At 41.0% G+C, this 22,781-nt stretch carries 21 protein-coding genes; 9 read left to right on the top strand and 12 right to left on the bottom strand.

What is annotated here, in order from left to right:
* Positions 1–85: 85 nt before the first annotated feature.
* Both JL001_RS06775 and JL001_RS06770 read left to right on the top strand, forming a co-directional pair.
* On the top strand, positions 86–1,312 hold the full coding sequence (locus tag JL001_RS06775) for a Glu/Leu/Phe/Val dehydrogenase (RefSeq protein WP_200975369.1): 1,227 nt from the start codon (positions 86–88) through the stop codon (positions 1,310–1,312).
* Positions 1,313–1,501: 189 nt separating this feature from the next.
* A complete protein-coding gene (locus JL001_RS06770; protein ID WP_200975368.1) occupies positions 1,502–3,034 on the top strand; it encodes a sodium:proton antiporter in 1,533 nt (510 codons plus the stop codon).
* Positions 3,035–3,113: 79 nt separating this feature from the next.
* Here JL001_RS06770 and JL001_RS06765 read toward each other — a convergent pair whose 3' ends face one another.
* Together JL001_RS06765 and gpmI are read right to left on the bottom strand one after the other, a co-directional pair.
* A complete protein-coding gene (locus tag JL001_RS06765) occupies positions 3,114–3,683 on the bottom strand; it encodes a hypothetical protein (RefSeq protein ID WP_200975367.1) in 570 nt (189 codons plus the stop codon).
* Between the two features lie 7 nt (positions 3,684–3,690).
* Entirely contained in the window at positions 3,691–5,214 is a 1,524-nt protein-coding gene (gpmI, locus tag JL001_RS06760; RefSeq protein ID WP_200975366.1) for a 2,3-bisphosphoglycerate-independent phosphoglycerate mutase, read from the bottom strand.
* Between the two features lie 191 nt (positions 5,215–5,405).
* Between gpmI and JL001_RS06755 the strand changes: the two genes are divergently transcribed.
* The 3 genes from JL001_RS06755 (at position 5,406) to JL001_RS06745 (ending at position 7,566) form a co-directional block, all read left to right on the top strand.
* A complete protein-coding gene (locus JL001_RS06755; protein ID WP_236252733.1) occupies positions 5,406–5,813 on the top strand; it encodes a DUF4783 domain-containing protein in 408 nt (135 codons plus the stop codon).
* 90 nt (positions 5,814–5,903) lie between these two features.
* A complete protein-coding gene (nadC, locus tag JL001_RS06750) occupies positions 5,904–6,761 on the top strand; it encodes a carboxylating nicotinate-nucleotide diphosphorylase (protein ID WP_200975365.1) in 858 nt (285 codons plus the stop codon).
* Positions 6,762–6,795: 34 nt separating this feature from the next.
* Complete coding sequence (locus JL001_RS06745) at positions 6,796–7,566, top strand: LytTR family DNA-binding domain-containing protein (protein ID WP_200975364.1); 771 nt, start codon at positions 6,796–6,798, stop codon at positions 7,564–7,566.
* A 34-nt stretch (positions 7,567–7,600) separates the two neighbouring features.
* Here the strand turns inward: JL001_RS06745 and JL001_RS06740 are convergent, their stop codons facing one another.
* From JL001_RS06740 to JL001_RS06705, 8 genes are all read right to left on the bottom strand, one after another.
* Positions 7,601–9,388, bottom strand: a complete 1,788-nt coding sequence (locus JL001_RS06740) for an ABC transporter ATP-binding protein (protein WP_200975363.1) — start codon at positions 9,386–9,388, stop codon at positions 7,601–7,603.
* Between the two features lie 128 nt (positions 9,389–9,516).
* On the bottom strand, positions 9,517–9,837 hold the full coding sequence (locus JL001_RS06735) for a DUF6787 family protein (protein ID WP_200975362.1): 321 nt from the start codon (positions 9,835–9,837) through the stop codon (positions 9,517–9,519).
* Positions 9,838–9,845: 8 nt separating this feature from the next.
* The gene (locus tag JL001_RS06730; protein ID WP_200975361.1) at positions 9,846–11,576 is read right to left on the bottom strand and encodes a M14 family zinc carboxypeptidase; all 1,731 of its coding nucleotides are present in this window, start codon (positions 11,574–11,576) and stop codon (positions 9,846–9,848) included.
* 137 nt (positions 11,577–11,713) lie between these two features.
* The gene (locus JL001_RS06725) at positions 11,714–13,033 is read right to left on the bottom strand and encodes an aspartate kinase (protein WP_200975360.1); all 1,320 of its coding nucleotides are present in this window, start codon (positions 13,031–13,033) and stop codon (positions 11,714–11,716) included.
* Positions 13,034–13,078: 45 nt separating this feature from the next.
* Entirely contained in the window at positions 13,079–13,555 is a 477-nt protein-coding gene (ribH, locus tag JL001_RS06720) for a 6,7-dimethyl-8-ribityllumazine synthase (RefSeq protein ID WP_192011968.1), read from the bottom strand.
* A gap of 95 nt (positions 13,556–13,650) precedes the next feature.
* On the bottom strand, positions 13,651–14,367 hold the full coding sequence (locus JL001_RS06715; protein ID WP_200975359.1) for a tol-pal system YbgF family protein: 717 nt from the start codon (positions 14,365–14,367) through the stop codon (positions 13,651–13,653).
* Positions 14,368–14,488: 121 nt separating this feature from the next.
* A complete protein-coding gene (pdhA, locus tag JL001_RS06710; RefSeq protein WP_200975358.1) occupies positions 14,489–15,511 on the bottom strand; it encodes a pyruvate dehydrogenase (acetyl-transferring) E1 component subunit alpha in 1,023 nt (340 codons plus the stop codon).
* 214 nt (positions 15,512–15,725) lie between these two features.
* Positions 15,726–16,733, bottom strand: coding sequence for a family 43 glycosylhydrolase (locus JL001_RS06705; RefSeq protein WP_200975357.1), 1,008 nt, complete (start codon positions 16,731–16,733; stop codon positions 15,726–15,728).
* Between the two features lie 218 nt (positions 16,734–16,951).
* On the opposite strand from JL001_RS06705, the gene JL001_RS06700 reads away from it, so the two are divergent.
* Positions 16,952–18,058: a DNA replication/repair protein RecF gene (locus JL001_RS06700; RefSeq protein ID WP_200975356.1), complete on the top strand. Its 1,107-nt coding sequence runs from the start codon at positions 16,952–16,954 to the stop codon at positions 18,056–18,058.
* A gap of 92 nt (positions 18,059–18,150) precedes the next feature.
* Here the strand turns inward: JL001_RS06700 and mtgA are convergent, their stop codons facing one another.
* Together mtgA and hflX are read right to left on the bottom strand one after the other, a co-directional pair.
* Positions 18,151–18,837, bottom strand: a complete 687-nt coding sequence (gene mtgA / locus JL001_RS06695) for a monofunctional biosynthetic peptidoglycan transglycosylase (RefSeq protein ID WP_200975355.1) — start codon at positions 18,835–18,837, stop codon at positions 18,151–18,153.
* A 110-nt stretch (positions 18,838–18,947) separates the two neighbouring features.
* On the bottom strand, positions 18,948–20,225 hold the full coding sequence (gene hflX / locus JL001_RS06690; protein WP_200975354.1) for a GTPase HflX: 1,278 nt from the start codon (positions 20,223–20,225) through the stop codon (positions 18,948–18,950).
* Positions 20,226–20,458: 233 nt separating this feature from the next.
* On the opposite strand from hflX, the gene rfbC reads away from it, so the two are divergent.
* Genes rfbC through JL001_RS06675 form a run of 3 tightly spaced genes read left to right on the top strand, consistent with a single transcriptional unit; the run spans position 20,459 to position 22,711 of the window.
* Positions 20,459–21,010 (top strand): dTDP-4-dehydrorhamnose 3,5-epimerase, encoded by a 552-nt coding sequence (rfbC, locus tag JL001_RS06685; RefSeq protein WP_200975353.1) that lies wholly within the window; start codon positions 20,459–20,461, stop codon positions 21,008–21,010.
* A 1-nt stretch (position 21,011) separates the two neighbouring features.
* Positions 21,012–21,755: a tyrosine-protein phosphatase gene (locus JL001_RS06680; RefSeq protein WP_200975352.1), complete on the top strand. Its 744-nt coding sequence runs from the start codon at positions 21,012–21,014 to the stop codon at positions 21,753–21,755.
* The gene (locus JL001_RS06675; protein WP_200975351.1) at positions 21,752–22,711 is read left to right on the top strand and encodes an NAD-dependent epimerase/dehydratase family protein; all 960 of its coding nucleotides are present in this window, start codon (positions 21,752–21,754) and stop codon (positions 22,709–22,711) included. Before JL001_RS06680 ends, JL001_RS06675 begins: the two co-directional genes overlap by 4 nt.
* Positions 22,712–22,781: the final 70 nt, after the last annotated feature.

The raw sequence follows: 22,781 nt of genomic DNA, 5'->3' as shown, positions 1-22,781 counted from the left end.
TTCACAAAAAAGACAAAGGCATGCCTCAGAAATAGCCTAAGAACGATTTTTTTATATTTTTGTGCAACTCTAATTAACCGTATTTATGAACGAACTGCTCAAGAAATTTGAGAACAAGCAACCTGAGATTGTTTTTGAATGGAGCGATAGCGAATCCGAAGCTGAAGGTTGGATAGTGATCAACTCCCTGAGAAATGGGGCTGCTGGTGGTGGCACCAGGATGAGAAAGGGGCTGGACAAGCGAGAAGTGGAATCCCTTGCCAAAACCATGGAAATCAAATTCACCGTTTCTGGCCCACCCATTGGCGGAGCAAAATCCGGGATCAACTTTGACCCCAATGACCCCAGAAAAGACGAAGTCTTGAAAAGATGGTACAAAGCAGTACTACCCATCTTAAAAAGCTACTATGGCACTGGTGGGGACCTCAATATTGACGAGATCCATGAGGTTATCCCTATTACAGAATCTTATGGTCTCTGGCACCCTCAAGAAGGAATAGTAAACGGATACTATCAAGCCACAGAACCTCAAAAAATAAGAAAGCTGGGCCAGCTTCGTCAAGGCGTCTCCAAAGTGCTGGAAGACCCTAATTATACTCCTGACAGTCCTAAAAAATATACCGTCGCAGATATGATTACCGGTTTTGGTGTGGCTGAAGCGGTAAAACACTATTATCACCTTTGGGGCGGAAACTTAAAAGGCAAGCGCGCCATCATCCAAGGCTGGGGGAATGTGGCATCAGCGGCTGCTTGTTTTCTGGCAGTGGAAGGAGTTAAGGTCATTGGCATCATTGACCGGGAAGGTGGGCTGATCAAGGAACAGGGATTTTCCCTTGATGAGATCCGCCAGCTATTTTTGTCCAGAATTGGAAATAAACTCAATGTCGAGGAGTTGATTCCTTTCGAAGAAATCAATAAAAAGATCTGGGATTTGGAGCATGAAATTTTTATTCCTGCTGCAGCCTCAAGGCTGGTCACCCAAGAGCAAGTGGATCGATTGATCCAAAGTGGATTGGAAGTAATTTCTTGTGGTGCAAACGTTCCTTTTGCGGATCGGGAGATTTTCTTTGGTCCTATAGGTATGGCCGTAGATGAAAAAGTGGCTGTAATTCCTGATTTCATTGCCAACTGCGGTATGGCAAGGGTCTTTGCTTATCTAATGTCAGATGAGGCAGAAGTTACTGACCAAGCTATCTTTGAAGATGTAAGCCACACCATTTATAAAGCGCTAAAATCTACGTATGATTTACATATTGAAAAAACAGGTATAGCGAGAAAATCTTTTGAAATCGCACTAAACTTATTGGTTTAAAACGAATAACCGTTTTTAAGATTAAAAGATTAACCCAAAATTAATTTATTCCGACCATACCAAATTATTTTGGTGGGTTTGGCTCAAATTCTGTAGTTTAGGGGTTGCAAATTCCTTCAGACTACTTTTTGTCCATAACGGAAAAAAAGAATCAGCAAAACTAAGACGAATTAATCTAATTTCATTTTAATGAAGAATATAATAATTGCTTTTGGGATCATTTGGGGAGCGGTGTTTTTCACAAACACAATTCCTGCAATGGCCCAAAATAATCACCAATCAACGGAGGTAACAGTACATCAGCAGGAGCAGACAGGTGAAGACCAACATCAATCTGATACTGAACACGCCGGTGACCATGGTGATGCGCATGACGCTGAGGGGGCTCATAACCTGGCACCTGCTTGGCTTGTTATTCCTTTTGTGGTGTTACTCTTGATGATTGCTACAGGACCTTTGTTCTATGAACATTTCTGGCATCATAATTACCCTAAAGTCGCCATTGGCTTGGCAACAGTAGTTGTTCTCTATTACATATTCTCCCTACATAACGTTCACCTTCCTATTCATGCGCTTGCTGAATATTTGCAATTTATCGCCCTACTGGCATCTCTATACATTGCTTCCGGAGGAATATTGATAGAAATCGACAAAAAGTCCACTCCGATGGCCAATGTCACCCTATTGATTATCGGAGCAATTGTATCCAACCTAATTGGCACCACAGGAGCTTCAATGCTTCTGGTAAGGCCTTTTATACGCCTCAACAAGCACAACATTCAGGCATACCACATCATCTTCTTTATCTTCATGGTGAGTAATGTGGGTGGCTCCCTGACACCGATTGGTGACCCTCCTTTATTCCTAGGTTTCTTAAAAGGGATTCCTTTTTTCTGGACTTTGGAGCACAACTGGCCTGCTTGGATAATTGCCTTGACCATCCTTTCTGTAGTGTTCTTTATCATTGACAAAAAATTTGGCAGGGCCAATGACACAGAAGAGCTGGAACCAGTATCTTACACTAACAAAATATCTTTAATTGGTTCCAAAAACTTCTTATGGCTACTTGTGGTCATTATCTCGGTATTTTTGGACCCGAATGTATTGGACTGGGTTCCTGCCATTGTTTATGATGGAACCAAATTCTCTTTCCTAAGAGAAATCATCATGTTCTCTGTCGCATTTTTCTCCTATAAATTTGCCGACAAAAGAGCCATCAAGGGCAATGAATTTAACTTTGAACCTATCCGTGAAGTAGCCTTTATCTTTATAGGTATTTTCGGTACCATGATGCCGGCACTGGAGTTAGTTGGTGAATTTGCCAAATCTCCAGAGGGATCTGCCCTTATTAGTCACAATTCACTTTATTGGGGGACAGGATTGCTTTCTGGCTTCTTGGACAATGCGCCTACTTACCTTAACTTCCTAGCTGCTGCAATGGCCTCCAGAGGCGCGAGAATTGGGGATGTGGAGATGGTTAGGCAGTTCGCCATGGACGGATATCACGATTCAGCTTTCCAGCTAATGGCTATTTCTATCGCCTCCGTTTTCTTCGGTGCAATGACCTATATTGGTAATGGACCAAACTTCATGGTGAAGTCCATTGCAGAACAAACAGGTATCAAGATGCCGTCTTTCTTTGGCTATATCATCAGGTTCTCCATACCGATATTGATGCCGGTACTGATTATCATTTGGCTGATATTCTTTGCTTTCTCATAAACAGAATAATATCAACTAACAAAAAGGGCTTGGTCATATTAAATTGACCAAGCCCTTTTTTATGACCAGATGACTAATTTTATCTTTTCAATTTCCCTGAAATTTCAATCTGGTTTGGGTCCAAGAACCAGACTTTCTGGTATCCTTTTACATGATAGCTTTTTAGCAAACCAGTTTCAGCATCAACCTCTAAAACTCCTTCAGATAAGGAGTGATAGAAAAAATTGTCCTTTTCGGATTTGAATTCAATTTTTTGAACCTCTTCCTTCTCTCCACTCGCATATTCCACTTGAATGTGCTTCACTTCGCCTTTCAGACCTTGCTTTAGCTCATGCCTTAGCACAAGGCCTTTTTCCTCAGTGTGATAAGCACTGGCATTGGCTGCTTTGTTGATATCCGACTGGATAAAAATGTCCAGCTCTTTTCGCCAACCTTCAGCATCTAATTTCACCTCAAAACTTTCCTCTTGTCCATTGATATCAGTAAGCTTCTCCACAGACATATCACTAATCCTACCAATCTGATCCGAAACAAAGTCTTTTAAAGGAAAATACTGATTGATTTGGGTCGGATTTGCCAAGGGCTGCTCTTCTCCTTGGTTACAGGAAAAAAGCAGCCCCAACATAAGTATTGAAAATTGTTTTTTCAAAAGTCTTTTATTTTAACAAAACATCACCTGTCATGTCAGACGGGATGTCTATACCTATCATTTTTAGTATTGTAGGCGCAAGGTCACCTAGCTTACCATCATTTACTTCCAGACGGTCATTCTTGTCAACCATAATACAAGGAACTAAGTTCGTGGTATGCGCAGTATTTGGAGAGCCATCTTCATTGATCATCATATCACTATTACCATGATCTGCGATTACGATGACGGTGTAGTCGTTTTTCAGGGCAGTAGTTATTACTGAATTGGTACATTCGTCCACCGCTTCGCAAGCTTTTACGGCTGCATCAAAAACGCCAGTGTGTCCCACCATATCAGCATTCGCAAAGTTCAAGCAAACAAAATCCGGTTCCTTCTTATCCAACTCCACATTGATTTTCTTCGCAATCTCATGAGCACTCATCTCTGGCTGCAAATCATAGGTGGCCACTTTTGGAGAGCTGCACAGTATTCTAGATTCCCCATCAAACTCTGTCTCCCTTCCGCCTGAGAAGAAAAAGGTAACGTGTGGATATTTTTCGGTTTCAGCAATTCTTATCTGTTTTTTGCCATTATTGGCCAGTACTTCACCGAGGGTATTCTGTAAGTTGTCCTTTTCAAATATAACAGACACTCCTTTGAAGGTATCGTCATAATTTGTAAAGGTCACATAATGAAGATCCAATTTTTTCATCTTGTATTCTTCAAAATCTTCCTGGCATAGCACCTGGGTAATTTCACGGCCTCTGTCCGTACGGAAGTTAAAACAGATCACTACATCTCCATCTTCGATAGTAGCTATCGCCTGTCCTTTGTCGTCCACATGCACGATAGGACGTATAAATTCATCCGTAACGCCATTGGCATAAGATTTACGGATCGAGGACAGGATGTCTTTGGACTTTTCACCCTCACCCAGCACCATCGCATCATAGGCGAGCTTGACTCTTTCCCATCTTTTGTCCCTGTCCATGGCATAATACCTACCGATGACAGAAGCAATTTTACCGGTTGAAGTTTCACAATGGTTTTGAAGTTCTTCCAAAAAGCCTAAACCGCTCTTTGGATCTGTATCCCTACCATCTGTAAAAGCGTGGATGTAAGCTTCTTCAACATCATTGGCTTTTGCGGCATCACAAAGTCCCTTTAGATGTTTGATATGCGCATGTACACCTCCATCAGAAACCAATCCGATGAAATGCACTTTTTTATTATTTTCCTTCGCTGTAGCAAAGGCTTTTTTCAAAATTGGATTATCTTTTAATTCACCTTCTTCTACCGCCTTGTTGATTTTTACCAAATCCTGATAAACCACTCTTCCGGCGCCGATGTTCATGTGGCCTACTTCCGAATTCCCCATTTGGCCTTCCGGAAGGCCCACGGCCAAGCCAGAAGCTTCCAGACGTGAATGTGGATATTTTTCAAAAAGACTGTCGATAAATGGGGTGTTGGCTTTGTCTATAGCTGATACATCAGGGTTGGTGGCAAGACCCCAACCATCCAAAATCATTAATAAAACTTTTTTATCCATGAGGCAAATATATAGATTTTAAATACAATGATAGAAAATTCCTTTGGCTAAAGCCATAAAATCAACGAACCATTTTTTGAGGATTTAAAACGCGTTTTTTTCGGTTTTAAGCAAAAATTACCTTTTTTTGTTCACTTTAAGCATATATAAAAAGAACCACACACTTTGGCTTAAATTTTGAGCACCAACATATGATGAAAAATTTAATTACACGAGCATTCTTTCTACTGCTTGCAGGCCTAATACTGTGCAACCTTCCCGCATGGTCACAAACCGGTGATGTCGAGGAGATTGCAATTTCCATTAAAGCCGGATCAAGTAAAGATCTTTCTGCCTTTTTTGAAAACAACGTAGAATTAAGCATCAACGGCAATGAAGGAGACTATTCCCGAAACCAAGCGGAACTGGTCATCCGAGACTTTTTCAAAAAGTTCCCGCCTTCCGACTTCGAAGTTGTTCATAAAGGAAAATCCGGCAGTCAAATCCATTATTTTATTGGCACCTATGACAGTGCAGGTATTGATTTTCGCATTCTTGTCAAGTGCAAACAGGATGATAATGAGAAGAAAATTTACTCCATTGACATTAACAAGGAATAAATAGTCAAGACTGCTAGACCATCTATCAATTAAGTCAGAACTTCCTATCATGGTTCGGGCTGCTTTCCTGAATTTTCTTATTTTTACGCTGTGAAAGAAAACTATCTAACTCAGGAAAATTTAGAGGCCTTTATCCAAGCTGCCTTCAAGGAGGATGTGGGAGAAGGGGATCATTCTACACTCGCTGCCATTCCAAAAAACCAAACCGGACGGGCACAATTGATCATCAAAGAGGACGGGATCGTCGCTGGCCTTCAATTGGCTGAAATGATTTTTCATTCCTATGATCAGGACTTGGAGGTCAAACTACTGATGAAGGATGGGCAAGTTGCCAAGAGAGGAGATATTGGCTTAACTGTATCTGGAAAAGCTGCCTCTATTCTTACTACAGAGCGATTAGTGCTTAATTGTATGCAGCGAATGAGTGGAATCGCCACCAAAACCCATCAACTCACTCAGCTAATTTCCCATACTAAAGCCAAGTTACTGGACACCAGAAAGACCACTCCCAATTTCAGGATGTTGGAAAAATGGGCCGTAGCCATTGGTGGGGGAGAAAACCACCGCTTTGCACTTTATGATATGGTCATGCTCAAAGACAACCACATTGACTTTGCGGGTGGTATTGAAGCAGCCATTCTTTCCACTAAACAATACCTAAAAGAGAATTTACTAGACCTTAAAATTGAGGTAGAAACGCGGAATCTTGATGAAGTAAAAGAGGTTTTGGCCGTAGGAGGGATCGATGTCATCATGCTTGATAACATGAGTTATGAAATGATGCGTGAAGCTGTAAAAATTATTGACGGCGCCGTTCCCACAGAAGCCTCAGGTGGCATTACCGAAGAAACATTAAAACATGTTGCCGAGTGCGGTGTAGACTTCATCTCTGTAGGAGCATTGACCCATCATATCAAGAGTCTTGACATAAGCCTGAAAGCCTACTAACCTTTTTTGAACGCTGATTCAAGGTAAAAGTAAAATGGAAACTGAAAACCAATTTATTCAATGTCTGGTCATCCATAAACCCGAAGAAGGATACAGACTGAGCCATCATATACACCAAGCCTGCCTAGAGGCAAAAACCATGGAAGTACTGCCCTCATGGGAAGAAGCCATGCAATACCTCAAAGCAGGTAACAAGGTTGACCTGATTATGGGAAGCTATGAACTGACCGATCTACACCCTTTTGTGTTTGAAAAGATGGATAAGTCTATTCCTGTAATTTTCACCTCCACCAAGCCTTTTGTGACGGAAAAGGCCTTTGCGCTTAACTGTCTGGATTTTCTAAATGACAACCCAAGTGACGAACGGCTCTCTAAGTCCTTTGAAAAGTTCAAACTCCTATACCGGCACAAAGTGGTAAAAAGCAAACCTACTGCCCCTTTGGAAAATTCAGATAGCCAAAAGCAAAAATCACGCTTTTTGGTAAAATCAGGTGAACAGCTATTTCAAAAAACCCAGGAGGATATAGCCTTTTTTCTGGCTGATCAAGGGCAGACTTACCTTGTCGAGGCTGAAACGGGCCACCAATACCTGATCAATAACAAATTGATGGATTTGGAAGACCAGTTGGACCCGAAGCAGTTTTTCCGGATCAATCGAAGTATGATCATGAATGTTAAATCTATCGGTGCCATTAAAAAATATGTCAATAACCGATTGAAAATCACTCCCCGTGTTACGTTCAATGAAGAGATTATCGTTAGCAGGGAAAAAGTAAGCAAATTCAAAAAATGGGTGAACCAGTAAGATTTAAATGTCTTACTGGTTACTTTTTCATTCCTTATTCCGCAAATTGAAGCTTCACTAAGTTGGCATAAAAACCGCCTTCTTGATCAGCCAATGTTGTATGATCTCCTTCTTCCACGATTTCTCCGTCTTTCATCACATAGATCCTGTCCACCTTACGAATGGTTGAGAGTCTGTGAGCGATCACAATTGTAGTTCTATTTTTCATCAACTCATCCAAAGCTTCCTGAACCAATGACTCTGATTCCGCATCCAAAGAAGAAGTAGCTTCATCTAAAATCAAAATAGAAGGATTCTTCAAGATAGCCCTGGCAATGGCTATTCTTTGACGCTGCCCTCCTGAAAGTTTCACCCCTCTTTCTCCTACCAATGTTTCCAGTCCCTCTGGAAATTTACCAATAAACTGCCAAGCATTGGCCTTTTTGGCTGCCTCGATGATTTCCTCTTCAGTAGCATCTGGCTTAGCATATGCGATATTTTCCCTGATACTTCCTCCAAATAGCAATACCTCCTGAGGGACAATACCAATATTTGAACGGAGTTGTTTCAAGTTCCAATTTTGGATAGGCTTTCCGTCAATCTTGATTTCCCCAAACTTAATAGTGTAAAACTTCATCAATAGCTGAATGATCGTAGACTTACCCGCCCCAGAATGACCCGCCAAGGCAATCTTTTCACCAGTCCTAATAGATAGGTGAATGTGTTTGAGCACATCTGCATCTGGACGGGTTGGATAGTTAAAGCTAACATCCTTAAAAGCCACATTCCCTTCAATTTTCACATCCTGGTAGTCGGCCATAGAAGCTTCTGGTTCTTCGTCCAAAATTTCCAATACTCTTTCTGAAGAACCGATAGCCTTCTGCACCTGCCCATAAATATCGCCCAGCCCCGCAATGGATCCTCCAATGAAAGTGGTATAAAGCACAAATGAAACCAGGTCACCAATACTCATGGCTCCAGTACTCACCATCATGGCACCATACCACATCACCGCTACAATTCCGCCAAACAACGCAAAAATGATAAAAGAAATAAATGCTCCCCTAAACCCAGCAGCTTTGAGCGCCACCTTCACGACCTTGTTTAGGCCTCGCTCATACCTAGCAGATTCATAAGCTTCACCTGCAAATGACTTAACCGTAGTGATGGACTGCAAAGTCTCCTCCACGATCACATTGGCGGAAGCCAATTCGTCTTGGGTTTCTTTAGATAGCTTTCTGATAAACTTACCAAAGACCATGGCGATGATGACCAACACTGGAAAGGTAGCCAGCATAAACAAGGTCAACCGTGGAGTGGTGACAAACAAGAAAACAGTACCTGCCAATAATGTGATGATCTGACGGAACAATTCTGCCAAAGTCACTGAAAAAGTATCCTGTAACAAACTCACGTCCGAAGTAATCCTACTGATTAATTCACCTGTTCTTCGCTTGTCAAAAAAGCTCATAGGAAGGTTCACCAATCTGCTGTACAATGAAAGCCTAATATCTCTCATGGACTTTTCACTGACTTGAGCAAATAGCCATACCCTGAAAAATGAAAACACACTCTGGACAAACAATATTCCAATCAGGACCAAGGCGATGGAATTGATGTCATTGAAAATCCATTCTTTTCCTTGAGCCGTGTCGATCAGCTTACCTGCCACATAAGGGAATCCTAACAGGGTAAGACTTGAAAACAACAAGAAAACAAGACCAACTATAAATACCCCCTTGTACGGCAAAACAAAGTTGAAGATCCCCATCAGTTTTTGAAGGTTCTTTTTGTTCAGCTTCCTCTTTTCGTGTTCCTCAAGTGTTTTATTTTTCTTTGCCATGATATGGGTGAGCTACTTTTACATTTGCGGCTACAAATGTACAAGATTTGGTTTATAAATGATAACTAATGTCCTTTCAAAAGGAAAGCTCCGTTTCCTTCCATTATTCTTGAATTACCTACGGCACATTACTTTTTCCGGATGAACAACCGGCCAATTCTTTTCATGATTTTTTTCTCTTTTTCCCAAAAGAACCTGAACTGCCCAAACAAAAAGCCATAAGCCAGTAGTAACACCTGATAAAGCGGGAGAACCAGCAGCAGGTATAAAATCGTTTTCCAGAAACCTCCGGATTCCATATCTACATTCAATAAATCCAGAATAGGCTGTTTGATAAAAACGACAGTAAAACCGGTGCAAGCAAAAGTGATCAGGACAAGCACCACTTGCCAAAGGCTGTTCAACTGCCACTTTTCTTGTAATCTTTTAAGGTAACTTTGGTTGTTCATCGAATTATCTATTCTATCCTGTAAATTGGGTAACGCATATGGGCACGTTCCTTCCACGGTGAATGCTCATAAACCCACATCAACTGAGCAGACCCATTGTTGGCAAAATCAGGGTCCTCTGCTTTTTTTCTCTCCAACTCTTTCTTTAATGCAGGATTTTGAAATAGGTAATCCGCGGCTAAATCCTCAAAAACATAAGCTGAATAGCCTTCCTTCGCTTGGATAATCGTATCAAAATAGTTCCAGGCAAAATAACTGTCCTCAGCCTGTGGCTCCAAAACTTCCATAATAAAACCATTGGATTCTTGATCCATTGGCACCAACCAATCCCCAGCCCTTAATTTCAGCATCTCCTTGTTTTCCCTGACCGTTACCTTGCTGTGGAGATAATGTCCCTCATAAGGCTTTCCAAGCGTTTCGAAATCTTGAATATAATAGACTGTGGCCTCAAAGCTACTGTCAGATTTTACTTGGTGCATTTTTACCTGATTGCGCTGTAAGTTATCAACCACATTATACCAACCTTGTGGCACAAGATAAGCCTTTGGCTTGGCTATGCTCAAACTCGGAATAAACGTATCATAATAATCCACATTCGCTTGGAAAGGCTTGCTTCGATCATAAAACAAACGGTCTTTTCCTGAAATCTCACTGGGTCTATGATCTGATTCATATCCCAAAAAGTCAATGGTCACTGGGTTTTCTTTGACAAGCTGGTAGTTAAAATCAAAAGTTTCCTTGTCTTTATCTGCCTTCCTGTCCTGCTCCACCACTTGGACGATCTTAGCCGCATCCCGCTCAAAAATGGCCATGTAAGATTGAAATAGAGCATATAAACTTGCTACTCGCTGCTGGTAAGTTTTTAGCATATGGGCTTCTGGCACATAGCTGATGGTATGAAACAATGAAGTATACCCACTGCTATATCGAGGCGAATCCTTAAATTGTGTCCATCCTTTTTCTGGCACATCTCCCCAAACGTTTACATAAGGTACCAACGGAAACTCTCGTTCTTTCATTTGGGCAAAAAGCCCTGGAGTCAAAGTTTCATACATATAGGTTCCCGCTTCACCACCCAACATATTGTGCTGTGTCTCGATCAAAGTCATGACATGTTGATAGTCGGCACCATTGCTGGTATGGTTATCTATAAATACATGAGGCTTGAGCCAATGAAAGATTTCCTGAAAACTTGCTGAGTTTCGGGTATCTGTCTTTATAAAATCCCTGTTTAAATCATAATTTCTTGCATTTCCTCTAAATCCATGCTCCTTGGGTCCAACTTGATTTACCCTGGTGGTTGAATTTCTGTTCAAGTGCCCACCTATATTATAGACAGGAATCAATGCCAATACTATATCCTCTGGTATTTGCTCTTTTCCCAAAAGCACATCCCTTAAAAACATCATGGAAGCATCAATACCCACAGGTTCTCCTGGATGGATACCGTTGTTCACAAAAACAACCAAGCGATTCCCTTCCCTCCACTTTTCAGGGTTAAAGTCTCCCTTCTTGTCCCAGATTACCAGATGTAAAGGCTTCCCACTATCTGTGGGTCCCATCTCCTTGATCTCCACTTCCTCGAAATCCGCAGCCAGCTGTTTATAGTATTGTATTATTTCTTCGTATTCTGGGGTCTCCATCCCCTTGGAGCGTTCGAACTGGGTGATGTACTTTTCCTGAGAATAAGCTTTTATTATCAAGACCATCAAAAAAACAAAAAGGGTAAATTTCTTCATACTTGGCTGATTCTTCAATTAACTATTATGGAAAGATAGGTATTTCGGCATGGATGTTCCAAAGGCTTTTTCAATCTCTTCCTACTCCAATAAAAAAGCCATCTGCAAATGCAGATGGCTTTACTAATATTTTAAGTTTACCACTGGAACAACTCATCATTAAGTCGTTGTAAGGCTTCGTTTTTATATTTGGTATCTACCAAGATGGAAACGTTGTTTCGGCTACCCCCGTAAGAAACCATCCTCAATGGAAAATCTACCAAGGCATCCATCACCTCTTTTACCATGCCTGTATTTTCGGCAATCATATTGCCTGCCACGCAAATGATGGTCTGTCCATAGTCTACCTCCGTGTTTCCAAATTTCTCCAACTCTACAATAATATCCTTTAAATGGGAATCATCGTCAATGGTCACAGAAACCGCCACCTCAGACGTTGTGATCATATCGATTGGTGTTTTGTACTTTTCAAAAATCTCAAACACCTTTCTCAAGAAACCATAAGCCAATAACATTCTGCTAGACTTGATCTTTACCGCAATGATGCTGTCCTTGGCGGCAATGGCCTTGACTCCTTTTCCAGTTTCTTCCGCAGTAATGGTAGTCCCAGCTGCCTCAGGCTGCATGGTATTCAACAATTTTACGGGAATATTATAATTCTGAGCCGGCCAGATAGAGGCCGGATGAAGGATTTTAGCGCCGAAATAAGCCAATTCAGCTGCCTCATCAAATGATAACTGGGCAATGGGACGGGTCTTGTCCACCACCCTAGGGTCATTGTTGTGCATCCCATCGATATCCGTCCAGATTTCCACGACACTGGCTTTTATAGCTGCCCCTATCAAAGAAGCGGTATAATCACTGCCTCCTCTTTTAAGGTTATCCACCTCATTTCGGTGATTCTTACAAATATATCCTTGGGTAACAAAGATCGCATCCTTATCATAGTTCTTCAAGATAGATTTCAGACGGTCACTGATTTTACTCAATTCAGGCTCACTGTTTTCATCAATGCTCATATACTCAAGCGCAGGCAAGAATATCGCCGGAACGTCTTTTTCCTCCAATAAGGTATAAAAGAGCTTGGTAGACATCAATTCCCCTTGAGCCAAAATATCCCTATTGATGGCTTCGTTAAAAGAGATTTTGAGAATAATGTTCAAAAACTCAAAGTGTTCTTTGATGATTTTCTCTGCTTTCTTTCTAGCCGCCTCTGTTTCTAAAAGCTCCTTATAAAACTCCAGGTAATGCGCATGGAGGGTATCAATCCGCTCTTTGGCCAAATCCTTCTTTCCCTCTGCCAAGGCATCGCCAATACCTACCAAGGCATTGGTGGTTCCAGAAAGTGCAGAAAGCACTACTATTTTTCTCTCACCATCTCTGGTAATCAGGTCTTTTACCTGATGCATTCTTTCGGGTTTACCTACAGAGGTCCCCCCAAACTTCATGATTTTCATTTGATTAGTTGATGTATGTTAATGGTTTGTTTTTCAAGCTTGATATTAGAAACCGAGCATTTTGATGGCTGTAATGGCTGCTTCGTCCCCTTTGTTGCCATGCTTCCCTCCAGCACGGTCCATGGCTTGCTGCTGGGTGTCTGGAGTCAGCACTCCAAAAATCACTGGCTTATTGTACTTCAGCCCCACATTGGTAATGCCATGAGCCACCGCATCACATATGAAATCAAAATGTCTGGTCTCTCCCTGAATGACACACCCAAGGCATATTACCGCATCGATCTCTTCTACAGCTGCCACCCATTGTGCACCAAGTGTAAGCTCAAAAGAACCCGGGACGTTTTTCCTGTAAATGTTTTCCTTTTTAGCACCGTGAGACAAAAGTGTCTCTATAGCTCCTTCAAAAAGAGACTCTGTTACTTCATCGTTCCATTCCGAAACCACAATCCCAAATTTCTTTTCGCTAATGTCCTTTATATTTTTAGCTGAGTGCTCACTTAAGTTTTTCAGTGAAGTTGCCATTTCTAATTTTTATTAATGGTGTTCAATAATGTATAAACACAAAAAAAGTAAGACCGTTTGGCCTTACTTCTTAAAATGCTGTATATCACAAAGCATTACTTAGATGCAAGGCCTTCTAAGCGCGCTTTATGCTTTCGTGCTAATGTGAATTCGTATGATTCTGGATACTCGTTTTCTATGGTACCATAGGTATCAATTGCCTTTTCGATCTGACCAGCCGCCTCATATGCAATGGCCAATTTGTTCAGATAAATAGGCGTAAAGAACTTGTTTTCCTTATAAGAAGCTGCTTTTTCAAATGCACTGATTGCTTCGCTGTTTTGACCTAGCTCCACATAAGCATCTCCCAAAAGCGCATAAGCTTTGGCCTGTACAAAGAAGTCATCAGCTGAAAAATCTTCCAGATAATCTACTGCTTTTTGGTACTCTCCTTGGGTAAGATAAATAGATCCTGCGTAGAAATTGGCCAGATTAGCGGAATTGGTACCACTGTATTCATCCAAGATTTTTAGGAAGCCATCATTCACACCGTCACCGTTCAAAGCATAATCCAAGCTGTCCTGCTCAAAGTAATAAACTGCTTGGAACATCTCTCCCTGCGCTTTTTTATCTTTATTGGCATTATTGAATTGGAAATAAAGAATTCCAGCAATCACCAAAATCCCAACAATGATAATTCCACCAACAGCACGAGAATTTTTCTTCAAGAAAGCTTCACCTTTCCCTAAACTTTCAGCAATTGCTTCAGGGTTCTCTAAAAGCTCATTATGTTCATCATGAGCTTCTCCCTTTTTAATCTCTTTCTTAACCATTATTCTAAAATTTCAGTCGCAAATATAACGGTTTTAGTTTATTCGCAAACTATCATAAAAAAAGTCAGCTGTTTTGGTGAAGAAAACCACGCAGACAGCTGACTTTTCATGAGTTATAATTTTATTCCATCACAAAAGGATAATCCTCTTGCATATAAACATCTTCAAATGCTTTTTGACCATCAGGCCATGGAGATTCTTCAGCAAATTTCACTGCATCAGCTACTTGCTTTTTCACTTTATCATCAATCTTTTTGATTTCCTCTTCAGTAAGAATCTCATTGTCCAAGATGGTTTTCTTCACTTGTAATATTGGATCTTTACCTTTGTATTCCTCTACTTCCTCACGTGTTCTGTATTTCTGAGGATCAGACATGGAGTGCCCTTTATATCGGTAAGTTCTAAATTCCAACAAAGTAGGACCATCACCTTTTCTAGCTCTTTCTGCTGCTTCAGATACTGCTTCATGAACAGCTTCCACATTCATTCCATCTACCGCAAAAGAAGGCATATCATAAGACTCTCCGATAGTAGAAAGATCATCCACATTGGAAGAACGAATGACAGAAGTACCCATGGCATAGCCATTGTTTTCGATCACAAAGATCACAGGAGTTTTGTACAACATCGCCAAGTTAAAAGCTTCGTGTACGGCACCTTGTCTAACAGCACCATCACCCATGTGACAAATACAAAGGTTTTTAGTGCCTTTATATTTCTCAGCAAAGCCAATACCCAAGCCCATTGGAACCTGTGCACCTACGATACCATGACCTCCCATAAAATTTCTCTCTTTATCGAAGATGTGCATAGAACCGCCTTTACCTTTGGTGGTACCGGTAGCCTTACCGTAAAGTTCTGCCATCACAGCACCTGGATCAGTACCTAATCCTAGTGGATGTGCGTGGTCACGGTAAGCGGTGATCCATTTATCTTCTTTTTCCAGGGCAGTGATTGCACCAGCAGCACAAGCCTCCTGACCTATATATAAGTGACAAAAACCTCTGATTTTTTGTTGACCATAAAGTTGGCCAGCCTTTTCTTCAAATCTCCTCATGAGCAACATGCTCTCATACCAGTAAGCGTAAGTATCATTGGAGTATTTTACTTTGGATTTAGTGGACGTAGAACTCTTTTTCGCCATATCGTTAATTATAAAATATGCATTTTTCGGGGCTCAAATATAAATAAGTATTCATTGATTAACAAAGGCTTTTACGAATCTGAAAAAGGTAATTGATATTTCTACCCACATATCGAACAAAAGATCATGAATTTATCATGCATAATCTGGAAATTCCTACTTAAACTCCTTTCAAGATCACCTTAAATATTAGACTCTGAAAATCAATCAATCCTTAATCTCCTACTTTCTGCATAAAATCGGGAAATCCGCTCTTAGTCCATTTTACTTCTCTTGCCCTGGTAGCCCTGTTGGGATCTGACAATTCATGCCCTTGGATCTCTTTATAGTCCCTGGCATGGTAGATCATAATGACAGTCTCTCCATCTTCTGCCAGGGTAAAGGAATTGTGTCCGGGCCCATATCTTTTCACCTCCTCATTGGAATAAAAAACTGGCCCTGGTGACTTGTTCCAGTTATTGATATCCATGAGGTCAGCATTTTCGTCTATCCATAACATGCCCATACAGTAATTATCATTGGTGGCACTTGCCGAATAGGTAACGAAGATTTTGCCGTTTCTTTTAATCACTGCCGGGCCCTCATTTACATTGTATTTCACCCTCTCCCAGCTAAATTCAGGTTCAGTCAGCACCAACTCAGGCCCAGTCAAAGTAGTAGGGGTTTGCATTTCAGACATGACCAGTCCGGTACCATGCTCACCACCCATAACATTCTGTGCCCAAATCATATAGCGCTTGCCTTGATGTTCAAAAGTAGTGGCATCCAAAGAGAAGGATTCAATGTCCGTGACAATCCTGCCTTCCTCTTTCCATTCTCCTTCCATGGGATCCTCAGCGGGGTTGGACAAAGCCCACATCCTGATATTCCAAATGTTTTCGGCTTCCCCTGCAGCAAAATAAATGTACCATTTGCCGTTAATTTGGTGCAGCTCGGGCGCCCAAATATGATGGCCCATCACACCGGAATCATGTTTGCGCCAAACCACTTTTTCTTTTGCATCTTTTAGTCCATTGATGGTCTTGGCCTGCCGAATGACAATACGGTCATACTCGGGTACGGTAGCAATCAAAAAATAGGTACCATCATCAGATTTACATACCCAAGGGTCAGCCCGCTGCTCCGCTATAGGGTTATTAAATTTAAGTTCTTGCGCCAACAAAGAATAGCCAAATGCAAAGACCAATGTTAAGGCCAAGTATAACTTTCGGAAGTAATTCATGGGTTATTTCAGTTTTGTCAAAGTAAATATACTCAGACAAATCAATCCCACATAAAAATTAGTGTCTTATTGACATTTAAATACTGTATTACTTTTTATCCTAAATTTATTTTATCGTCTTGCAATATTTTATATTAATAACTATTGATCTAAAATTCCTTTCAAAGAAATGTCATCTCCTTACATTTGTATAATCAATCAAAATCAAAAGTCCCTCTATGCACCTTAAAAACCTTCAACTGATTCAGTTTAAAAACTACAGCAAGGCCAAGGTGACTTTTTCAGAAGAAATCAACTGTTTTTTGGGCATCAATGGGAGCGGGAAAACCAACCTGCTCGACGCGATCCACTATCTCTGTCTGACCAAAAGTGCTTTCAACTCCGTGGATATGCAAAATATCCAGCATGAACAGTCCTTCTTTTCCATGAAGGCTGAATTTGAGAAAGCAAATAAATCAATAGAGATCCAATGCATCTTGGAAAGTAAAAAGAAGAAACAACTCCTCAATAACGGCAAGGCGTATGAAAAAATGAGTGAGCATATCGGACTTTTACCCGTAGTATTGATCGCTCCTGATGACACTGCATTGATCAAAGAGGGAAGTGAAGAAAGACGGAAATTCTTTGACAGTATCCTCTCACAGTTGGACAAAAACTACTTGGCCAAGCTCGTTCGGTATAACCATTTTTTGAAACAGCGAAACGCACTGATCAAACAATTTGCCGAACAGAACCGGTTGGACAAAAACCTACTCGAACCTTATGACCTAGAACTGATCAGATTATCCAATTGGTTATACCAAGAAAGAACACTTTTTATTGAACGCTTTAAACCTTTCTTACTCCATCATTACGCGGAAATCTCCGGAAAGCGCGAAGCAGTGGAAATCCGCTATGAAAGTCAATGTGCCAAGGCCGACTTTGAAGCGTACTTCCACAACAGCCTTCAAAAGGACCTCATTCTTAAACGAACCAATGTAGGAATCCATAAGGATGATTTTGTTTTTGAAATCGATGAATATCCCTTGAAAAAGTTTGGCTCCCAAGGCCAACAGAAATCCTTCCTAATCGCCTTGAAGCTCGCACAGTTCCAAGTTTTCAAAGAAGAAACCAACACCAAGCCAATCCTGCTGCTGGATGATATTTTTGACAAACTGGACGATTACCGCATTGGTAAAATGATGGAATTGGTGGCCCACCACGAATTTGGCCAACTCTTTATCACTGATGCAAGGCCTGAAAGAACCAAAAGTATTTTAAAGGATATTGATGCGGATATAGCTTATTTTGATATTGAGAAGGGAGAGATCAAGAATAGATTTTAGACGCTGAATTTTTAAAATAAGGCATAAACGGAAGAATATAAAGATCTTAGATTTGTTTATTGTCTAGTAAATTACATCTAAAATCTAGCTTACTATTTCCCAAAGCCCACGGGATTCAGGTTGTTCATATTCCGTAATATCCAGGATTGGCGTTTGTAGTTATAAGCGGTTGGCTTGGCAGGATTCCATCTTAAGGGACTGGGCAGAATTCCAGCAATCATGGCTGCCTCTTGGCGACTGAGCTTTGAAGCGGGCTTTTTGTAAAATTTTTGGGCAGCTGCCTCCACGCCATAAATTCCATCTCCCACCTCTATGACATTCAAATAGACTTCCATGATCCGCTCTTTAGACCAGATCAATTCAATTAGCAGTGTGAAATAAGCCTCTAAGCCTTTTCTCACATAGTTTCTTCCTGGCCATAGAAAGACATTTTTGGCGGTTTGGTTAGAAATCGTACTGCCCCCTCGGATGCGCTTACCCGATTGATTTTCATCCAAGGCTTCATGGATCGCATCCATATCAAAGCCATAGTGTTCCAAAAATTTTTGATCCTCAGATGCTACAACAGCTTGGGGCATGTGACGTGATATCTCCCCGATTGGCGTCCATTTTTTGTCCACCTTTACTGCCCTTTTTTCATCCATTGACTGCTCCACCATCCTAATTACCATCAATGGCGTAATGTAAACAGGCACAAAGCGATAAAGTACAGTAAAACCAATAGAAAGCATAAAAAACCACAGTATGATCTTTCCTAAAAATCGGATCAGTTTTTTCATCGTTCTATTAAGGTAACTTTGAGGCAATTGAAAGGTTTATTGTAAATTTAGCTCAAGTGAAGAACATTCTCATCGCTTGAGCTAAATCTATTAAAATGATGGGTCAACGATCAGTTCTCTTCTTCATTCCAATCCTCAAACTGGGAAAGATCATAAGTTTCCGCCGCCAAATAATGAGGATAGATCTTCATGTGCTGCTTCTTTACTTCGGCAGTTAAAGACTTTCTAAAGTCTTCCACATTGGTTCCGTCTTGTGCTGCCATAAAAACAGGTTCAATTCCCGTTTTCTTCGCATAAACTTTCTTCAGCTTATCCAAATCCAAATAATTGGCTTCCTCCACTTCCAGTTCAGTCATGTGCATCAACTCTTCCTCTGAAGGCATCTCTGGCACCAAGTCGATCTTATTGAAAACCAAAAGAATCGGTTTTTCTCCCGCTCCAAGCTCAGTCAAAGTTTGGTTGACCACGGCAATATGATCCTCAAAGCTTGGATGGGAAATGTCCACCACATGCACCAATACATCTGCTTCCTTGATCTCCATCAAGGTGGATTTAAATGACTCAATCAAGTGAGTAGGCAATTTCCTGATAAACCCAACTGTATCAGAAAGCAAAAATGGAATATGATCCAAAACCACTTTTCGAACGGTAGAATCCACTGTTGCAAAAAGCTTATTCTCCGCCAACACTTCCGATTTAGTCACCAAATTCATTAAGGTACTTTTGCCCACATTGGTATATCCTACCAAAGCTACCCTGACAATTCCTTTTCGCCCTTTTCGCTGCGTTTCTCCTTGCTTCTCAATTTTGCGCAGCTTTTCCTTCAACAAAGTAATCTGGTTACGGATCATCCTTTTATCCGTTTCGATTTCTTTCTCACCGGCACCACCACGAGTGGCCGTTCCACCTCGCTGACGTTCCAAGTGAGTCCACATCCTGGTCAATCTTGGCAATAGATATTGAAAACGAGCCAGTTCCACTTGAGTCTTGGCTTGTGCCGTCTGTGCCCTGTTGAGGAAAATGTCCAAAATCAATAAAGAACGATCATATACCTTCACCTTCAACTCATTTTCCAGATTCCTCATTTGGGAAGGAGAAAGATCATCATCAAAGATCACCATATCCACCTCAAAATGCTTGACATAAGATTGGATCTCCTCCAGCTTACCAGTACCCACAAAACTCCTTACGTCTGGCTTTTCCAGTCGCTGTGTAAATCGATAAACCTCCCTCGCGCCTAATGTCTCGGTCAAAAAGGCCAATTCATCCAGATGCTCTTCCACTTCCTGCTCTGATTGATTTTGTCTAATCAAGGCTACCAAAACAGCTGTTTCCTCTTGAGGGGCCGTTTCTATCAGTTTTTTTAATTTTCTCGTATATTTACTCATTCAGTTTGCTCCTAATGGGAATGCAATGTTATTAATTATAATTTAATATTTATTCGAACTTATTGAAACATAATTCATTCAAAGTAGTTCATTTCCACAACATTTGGTGAGTTTATATCAAAATCAAAATGCTTACCATTCCCCACAAATCTCCAAATTATTTTGGGTAAAATTAGTCTTGTAAGGAGAAAGAATGGAAATTTACGGCTTGCTTTGGATAATAGAAGAGAGAAATGGAAATAAGAAGTACCCCCATTCAAGATGTATACGAAATTTACCCTAAGGTTTTTAATGACGCTAGAGGCTATTTTTTGGAAACCTACAGAGAGGACTTATTGGCTGAAAAAGGCATCAATACCCGATGGGTGCAGGACAACCAGTCTTTTTCAATCGCCGGAACCGTTCGTGGGCTCCATTTTCAACATGCTCCCTATGCCCAAGCGAAATTAGTTAGGGTCATCACGGGTAAAGTGTATGACGTTTGTGTTGATTTAAGAAAAGACTCTCCAACTTTCGGTCAGTCTCATGGCGTAATCCTTGACAGTGCCCAGCACAATTTGCTATATGTACCAGAAGGCTTTGCACATGGATTTTCTGTTTTGGAAGACGCCATCTTTTCCTATAAATGCTCCAACTTTTATCACAAAGATAGTGAAGGAGGAATCATCTGGAATGATTCCGATCTGGACATTGATTGGAAAGTAGGAGCTCCTATCATTTCAGAAAAAGATTTAGCTTTACCAACACTAGCAGAATTTAAGCAGCAGACTGGAGGAGGTTTGTAATATGGGATTACTGGATTTATTCAAAACTAAGAAACAAACGGGCCCCTTGTCATTGGACTGGATGGAGGTAGATATGCATTCACACCTTATCCCAAGGATTGATGATGGCTCCAAGTCTTTGAACGAATCTATTGAGCTGATTAAGAGACTTCATGGCTATGGCCTGCGAAAGCTGATCACCACACCCCATGTGATGACTGAGTTTTACAAAAACACACCAGAAATCATCTCTGAGGGATTGACAAAAGTCCAGGAGGCATTAAAGAAAGAAGGGATAGCCATTGAAATAGAAGCTGCAGCGGAATATTACTTGGATGAAATCTTCAATGAAAAACTGGAAAAAGGTGAGCCTCTACTGACATTTGGAGACAATCATATCCTTATTGAAACGGGCTTTATTAATAAGCCCAGAATGCTACAGGAAACTTTCTTTGCTTTGGAAACAAAAGGCTACAAACCCATCTTTGCCCACCCAGAGCGCTACCTCTATTTACATCAGGATCCAGAGTTGTTTGATTCCTTGATCGAAAAAGGTGTTCTTTTCCAAATGAACCTCTTATCGCTCACAGGTTATTATTCCAAGCCTGTAAAGCAACTTGCAGAAAAAATGATTGACAGAAAGGCCGTCAAGTTTGTGGGCACCGACTGTCACAATCATCGCTACCTTGATGCCTTGCAGCACCTCCCCAACAGCAAATACTACTCTAAATTAAAAGCCCTTACGCTCTCTAATCCTCAATTATGAAAATTCTGATCACAGGTATTACTGGTCTTTTAGGCAGTTATCTAGCCCGGGAATTTCAGGATCTGGGAGAAATCCATGGCCTCAAAAGGCCTGAGAGCCAAACCAGACTTTTAGGAGATTTGGAAGATAAAATCATCTGGCATGAAGGCGATATTAATGACTACCAATCGCTGGAAGATGCATTTGATGAGATGGACATGATCATTCATGCTGCCGGACTGGTTTCATTTAGCCCTAAAGACAAAGAGCGATTGCTCAAAATAAACTGTGAAGGAAGTACCAATGTGGTCAATGTGATGTTGGAGAAAGGAATCAAGAGAATTATTCACATCAGTTCGGTTGCCGCTTTGGGCAGGACTCCTGACCAAAATGTCATCGATGAAAACCACAAATGGGTCGATTCTCCCTGGAACACACCCTATGCCATTTCTAAATATCTTGGAGAACTGGAAATCTGGAGAGGCGTACAAGAAGGACTGGAGGCTTTGGTGGTTAACCCTTCTATTTTACTGGCCAAAGAAAAAGACCAGAGAAGCAGCACTGCCATCTATAATTATGTCCAAAAAGAGAACCCTTTCTATCCAAAGGGCGCCCTCAACTATATCGACATCCGAGATGCTGCCAAGTTAACTTATCTGCTTTACAAAGAAAGCCAATGGAATGAACGTTTCATTCTGAACAATGAGAGTATTCCGTACCAATATTTTTTCGAAAGCTTGGCCAAAGTCATGGGTAAAAAAGCACCCAAAATGGCTGTCAATGGAACCTTGATCAACTTGGCCATGGCCTGGAACAACTTTTCACGGTTATTTGGTAAAAAAAGCATCCTGAACAAACAAACAGCCATGCTGGCCCAGCTTCCAATTGAGTTCAATAATGCTAAAATTTCCAGAGCTATTGATTTCAATTACACCCCTTTAGAAGAAACCCTTCAGTGGGCTGTGAACGAAAAATAAACCTTTTTCGTTAATCCCAAGACTATCACCTTTTTGGCTAAAAAGTCGAAAAAATAATTTCATTAGCTAT

The sequence above is a fragment of the Echinicola sp. 20G genome (assembly GCF_015533855.1).
In the GTDB taxonomy this organism is placed as follows: Bacteria; Bacteroidota; Bacteroidia; order Cytophagales; family Cyclobacteriaceae; genus Echinicola.
Note: the sequence above shows the minus strand (reverse complement) of the source record. Positions and strands in the feature narration are given on the sequence as shown.

Excerpts from the sequence above, each read along its gene's own strand:
- JL001_RS06775 (WP_200975369.1), top strand. The coding sequence starts at position 86 with ATGAACGAACTGCTCAAGAAATTTGAGAACAAGCAACCTGAGATTGTT.
- JL001_RS06770 (WP_200975368.1), top strand. The coding sequence starts at position 1,502 with ATGAAGAATATAATAATTGCTTTTGGGATCATTTGGGGAGCGGTGTTT.
- gpmI (WP_200975366.1), bottom strand. The coding sequence starts at position 5,214 with ATGGATAAAAAAGTTTTATTAATGATTTTGGATGGTTGGGGTCTTGCC.
- JL001_RS06755 (WP_236252733.1), top strand. The coding sequence starts at position 5,406 with ATGATGAAAAATTTAATTACACGAGCATTCTTTCTACTGCTTGCAGGC.
- JL001_RS06745 (WP_200975364.1), top strand. The coding sequence starts at position 6,796 with ATGGAAACTGAAAACCAATTTATTCAATGTCTGGTCATCCATAAACCC.
- JL001_RS06740 (WP_200975363.1), bottom strand. The coding sequence starts at position 9,388 with ATGGCAAAGAAAAATAAAACACTTGAGGAACACGAAAAGAGGAAGCTG.
- JL001_RS06735 (WP_200975362.1), bottom strand. The coding sequence starts at position 9,837 with ATGAACAACCAAAGTTACCTTAAAAGATTACAAGAAAAGTGGCAGTTG.
- JL001_RS06730 (WP_200975361.1), bottom strand. The coding sequence starts at position 11,576 with ATGAAGAAATTTACCCTTTTTGTTTTTTTGATGGTCTTGATAATAAAA.
- JL001_RS06725 (WP_200975360.1), bottom strand. The coding sequence starts at position 13,033 with ATGAAAATCATGAAGTTTGGGGGGACCTCTGTAGGTAAACCCGAAAGA.
- ribH (WP_192011968.1), bottom strand. The coding sequence starts at position 13,555 with ATGGCAACTTCACTGAAAAACTTAAGTGAGCACTCAGCTAAAAATATA.
- JL001_RS06715 (WP_200975359.1), bottom strand. The coding sequence starts at position 14,367 with ATGGTTAAGAAAGAGATTAAAAAGGGAGAAGCTCATGATGAACATAAT.
- pdhA (WP_200975358.1), bottom strand. The coding sequence starts at position 15,511 with ATGGCGAAAAAGAGTTCTACGTCCACTAAATCCAAAGTAAAATACTCC.
- JL001_RS06705 (WP_200975357.1), bottom strand. The coding sequence starts at position 16,733 with ATGAATTACTTCCGAAAGTTATACTTGGCCTTAACATTGGTCTTTGCA.
- JL001_RS06700 (WP_200975356.1), top strand. The coding sequence starts at position 16,952 with ATGCACCTTAAAAACCTTCAACTGATTCAGTTTAAAAACTACAGCAAG.
- mtgA (WP_200975355.1), bottom strand. The coding sequence starts at position 18,837 with ATGAAAAAACTGATCCGATTTTTAGGAAAGATCATACTGTGGTTTTTT.
- hflX (WP_200975354.1), bottom strand. The coding sequence starts at position 20,225 with ATGAGTAAATATACGAGAAAATTAAAAAAACTGATAGAAACGGCCCCT.
- rfbC (WP_200975353.1), top strand. The coding sequence starts at position 20,459 with ATGGAAATAAGAAGTACCCCCATTCAAGATGTATACGAAATTTACCCT.
- JL001_RS06680 (WP_200975352.1), top strand. The coding sequence starts at position 21,012 with ATGGGATTACTGGATTTATTCAAAACTAAGAAACAAACGGGCCCCTTG.
- JL001_RS06675 (WP_200975351.1), top strand. The coding sequence starts at position 21,752 with ATGAAAATTCTGATCACAGGTATTACTGGTCTTTTAGGCAGTTATCTA.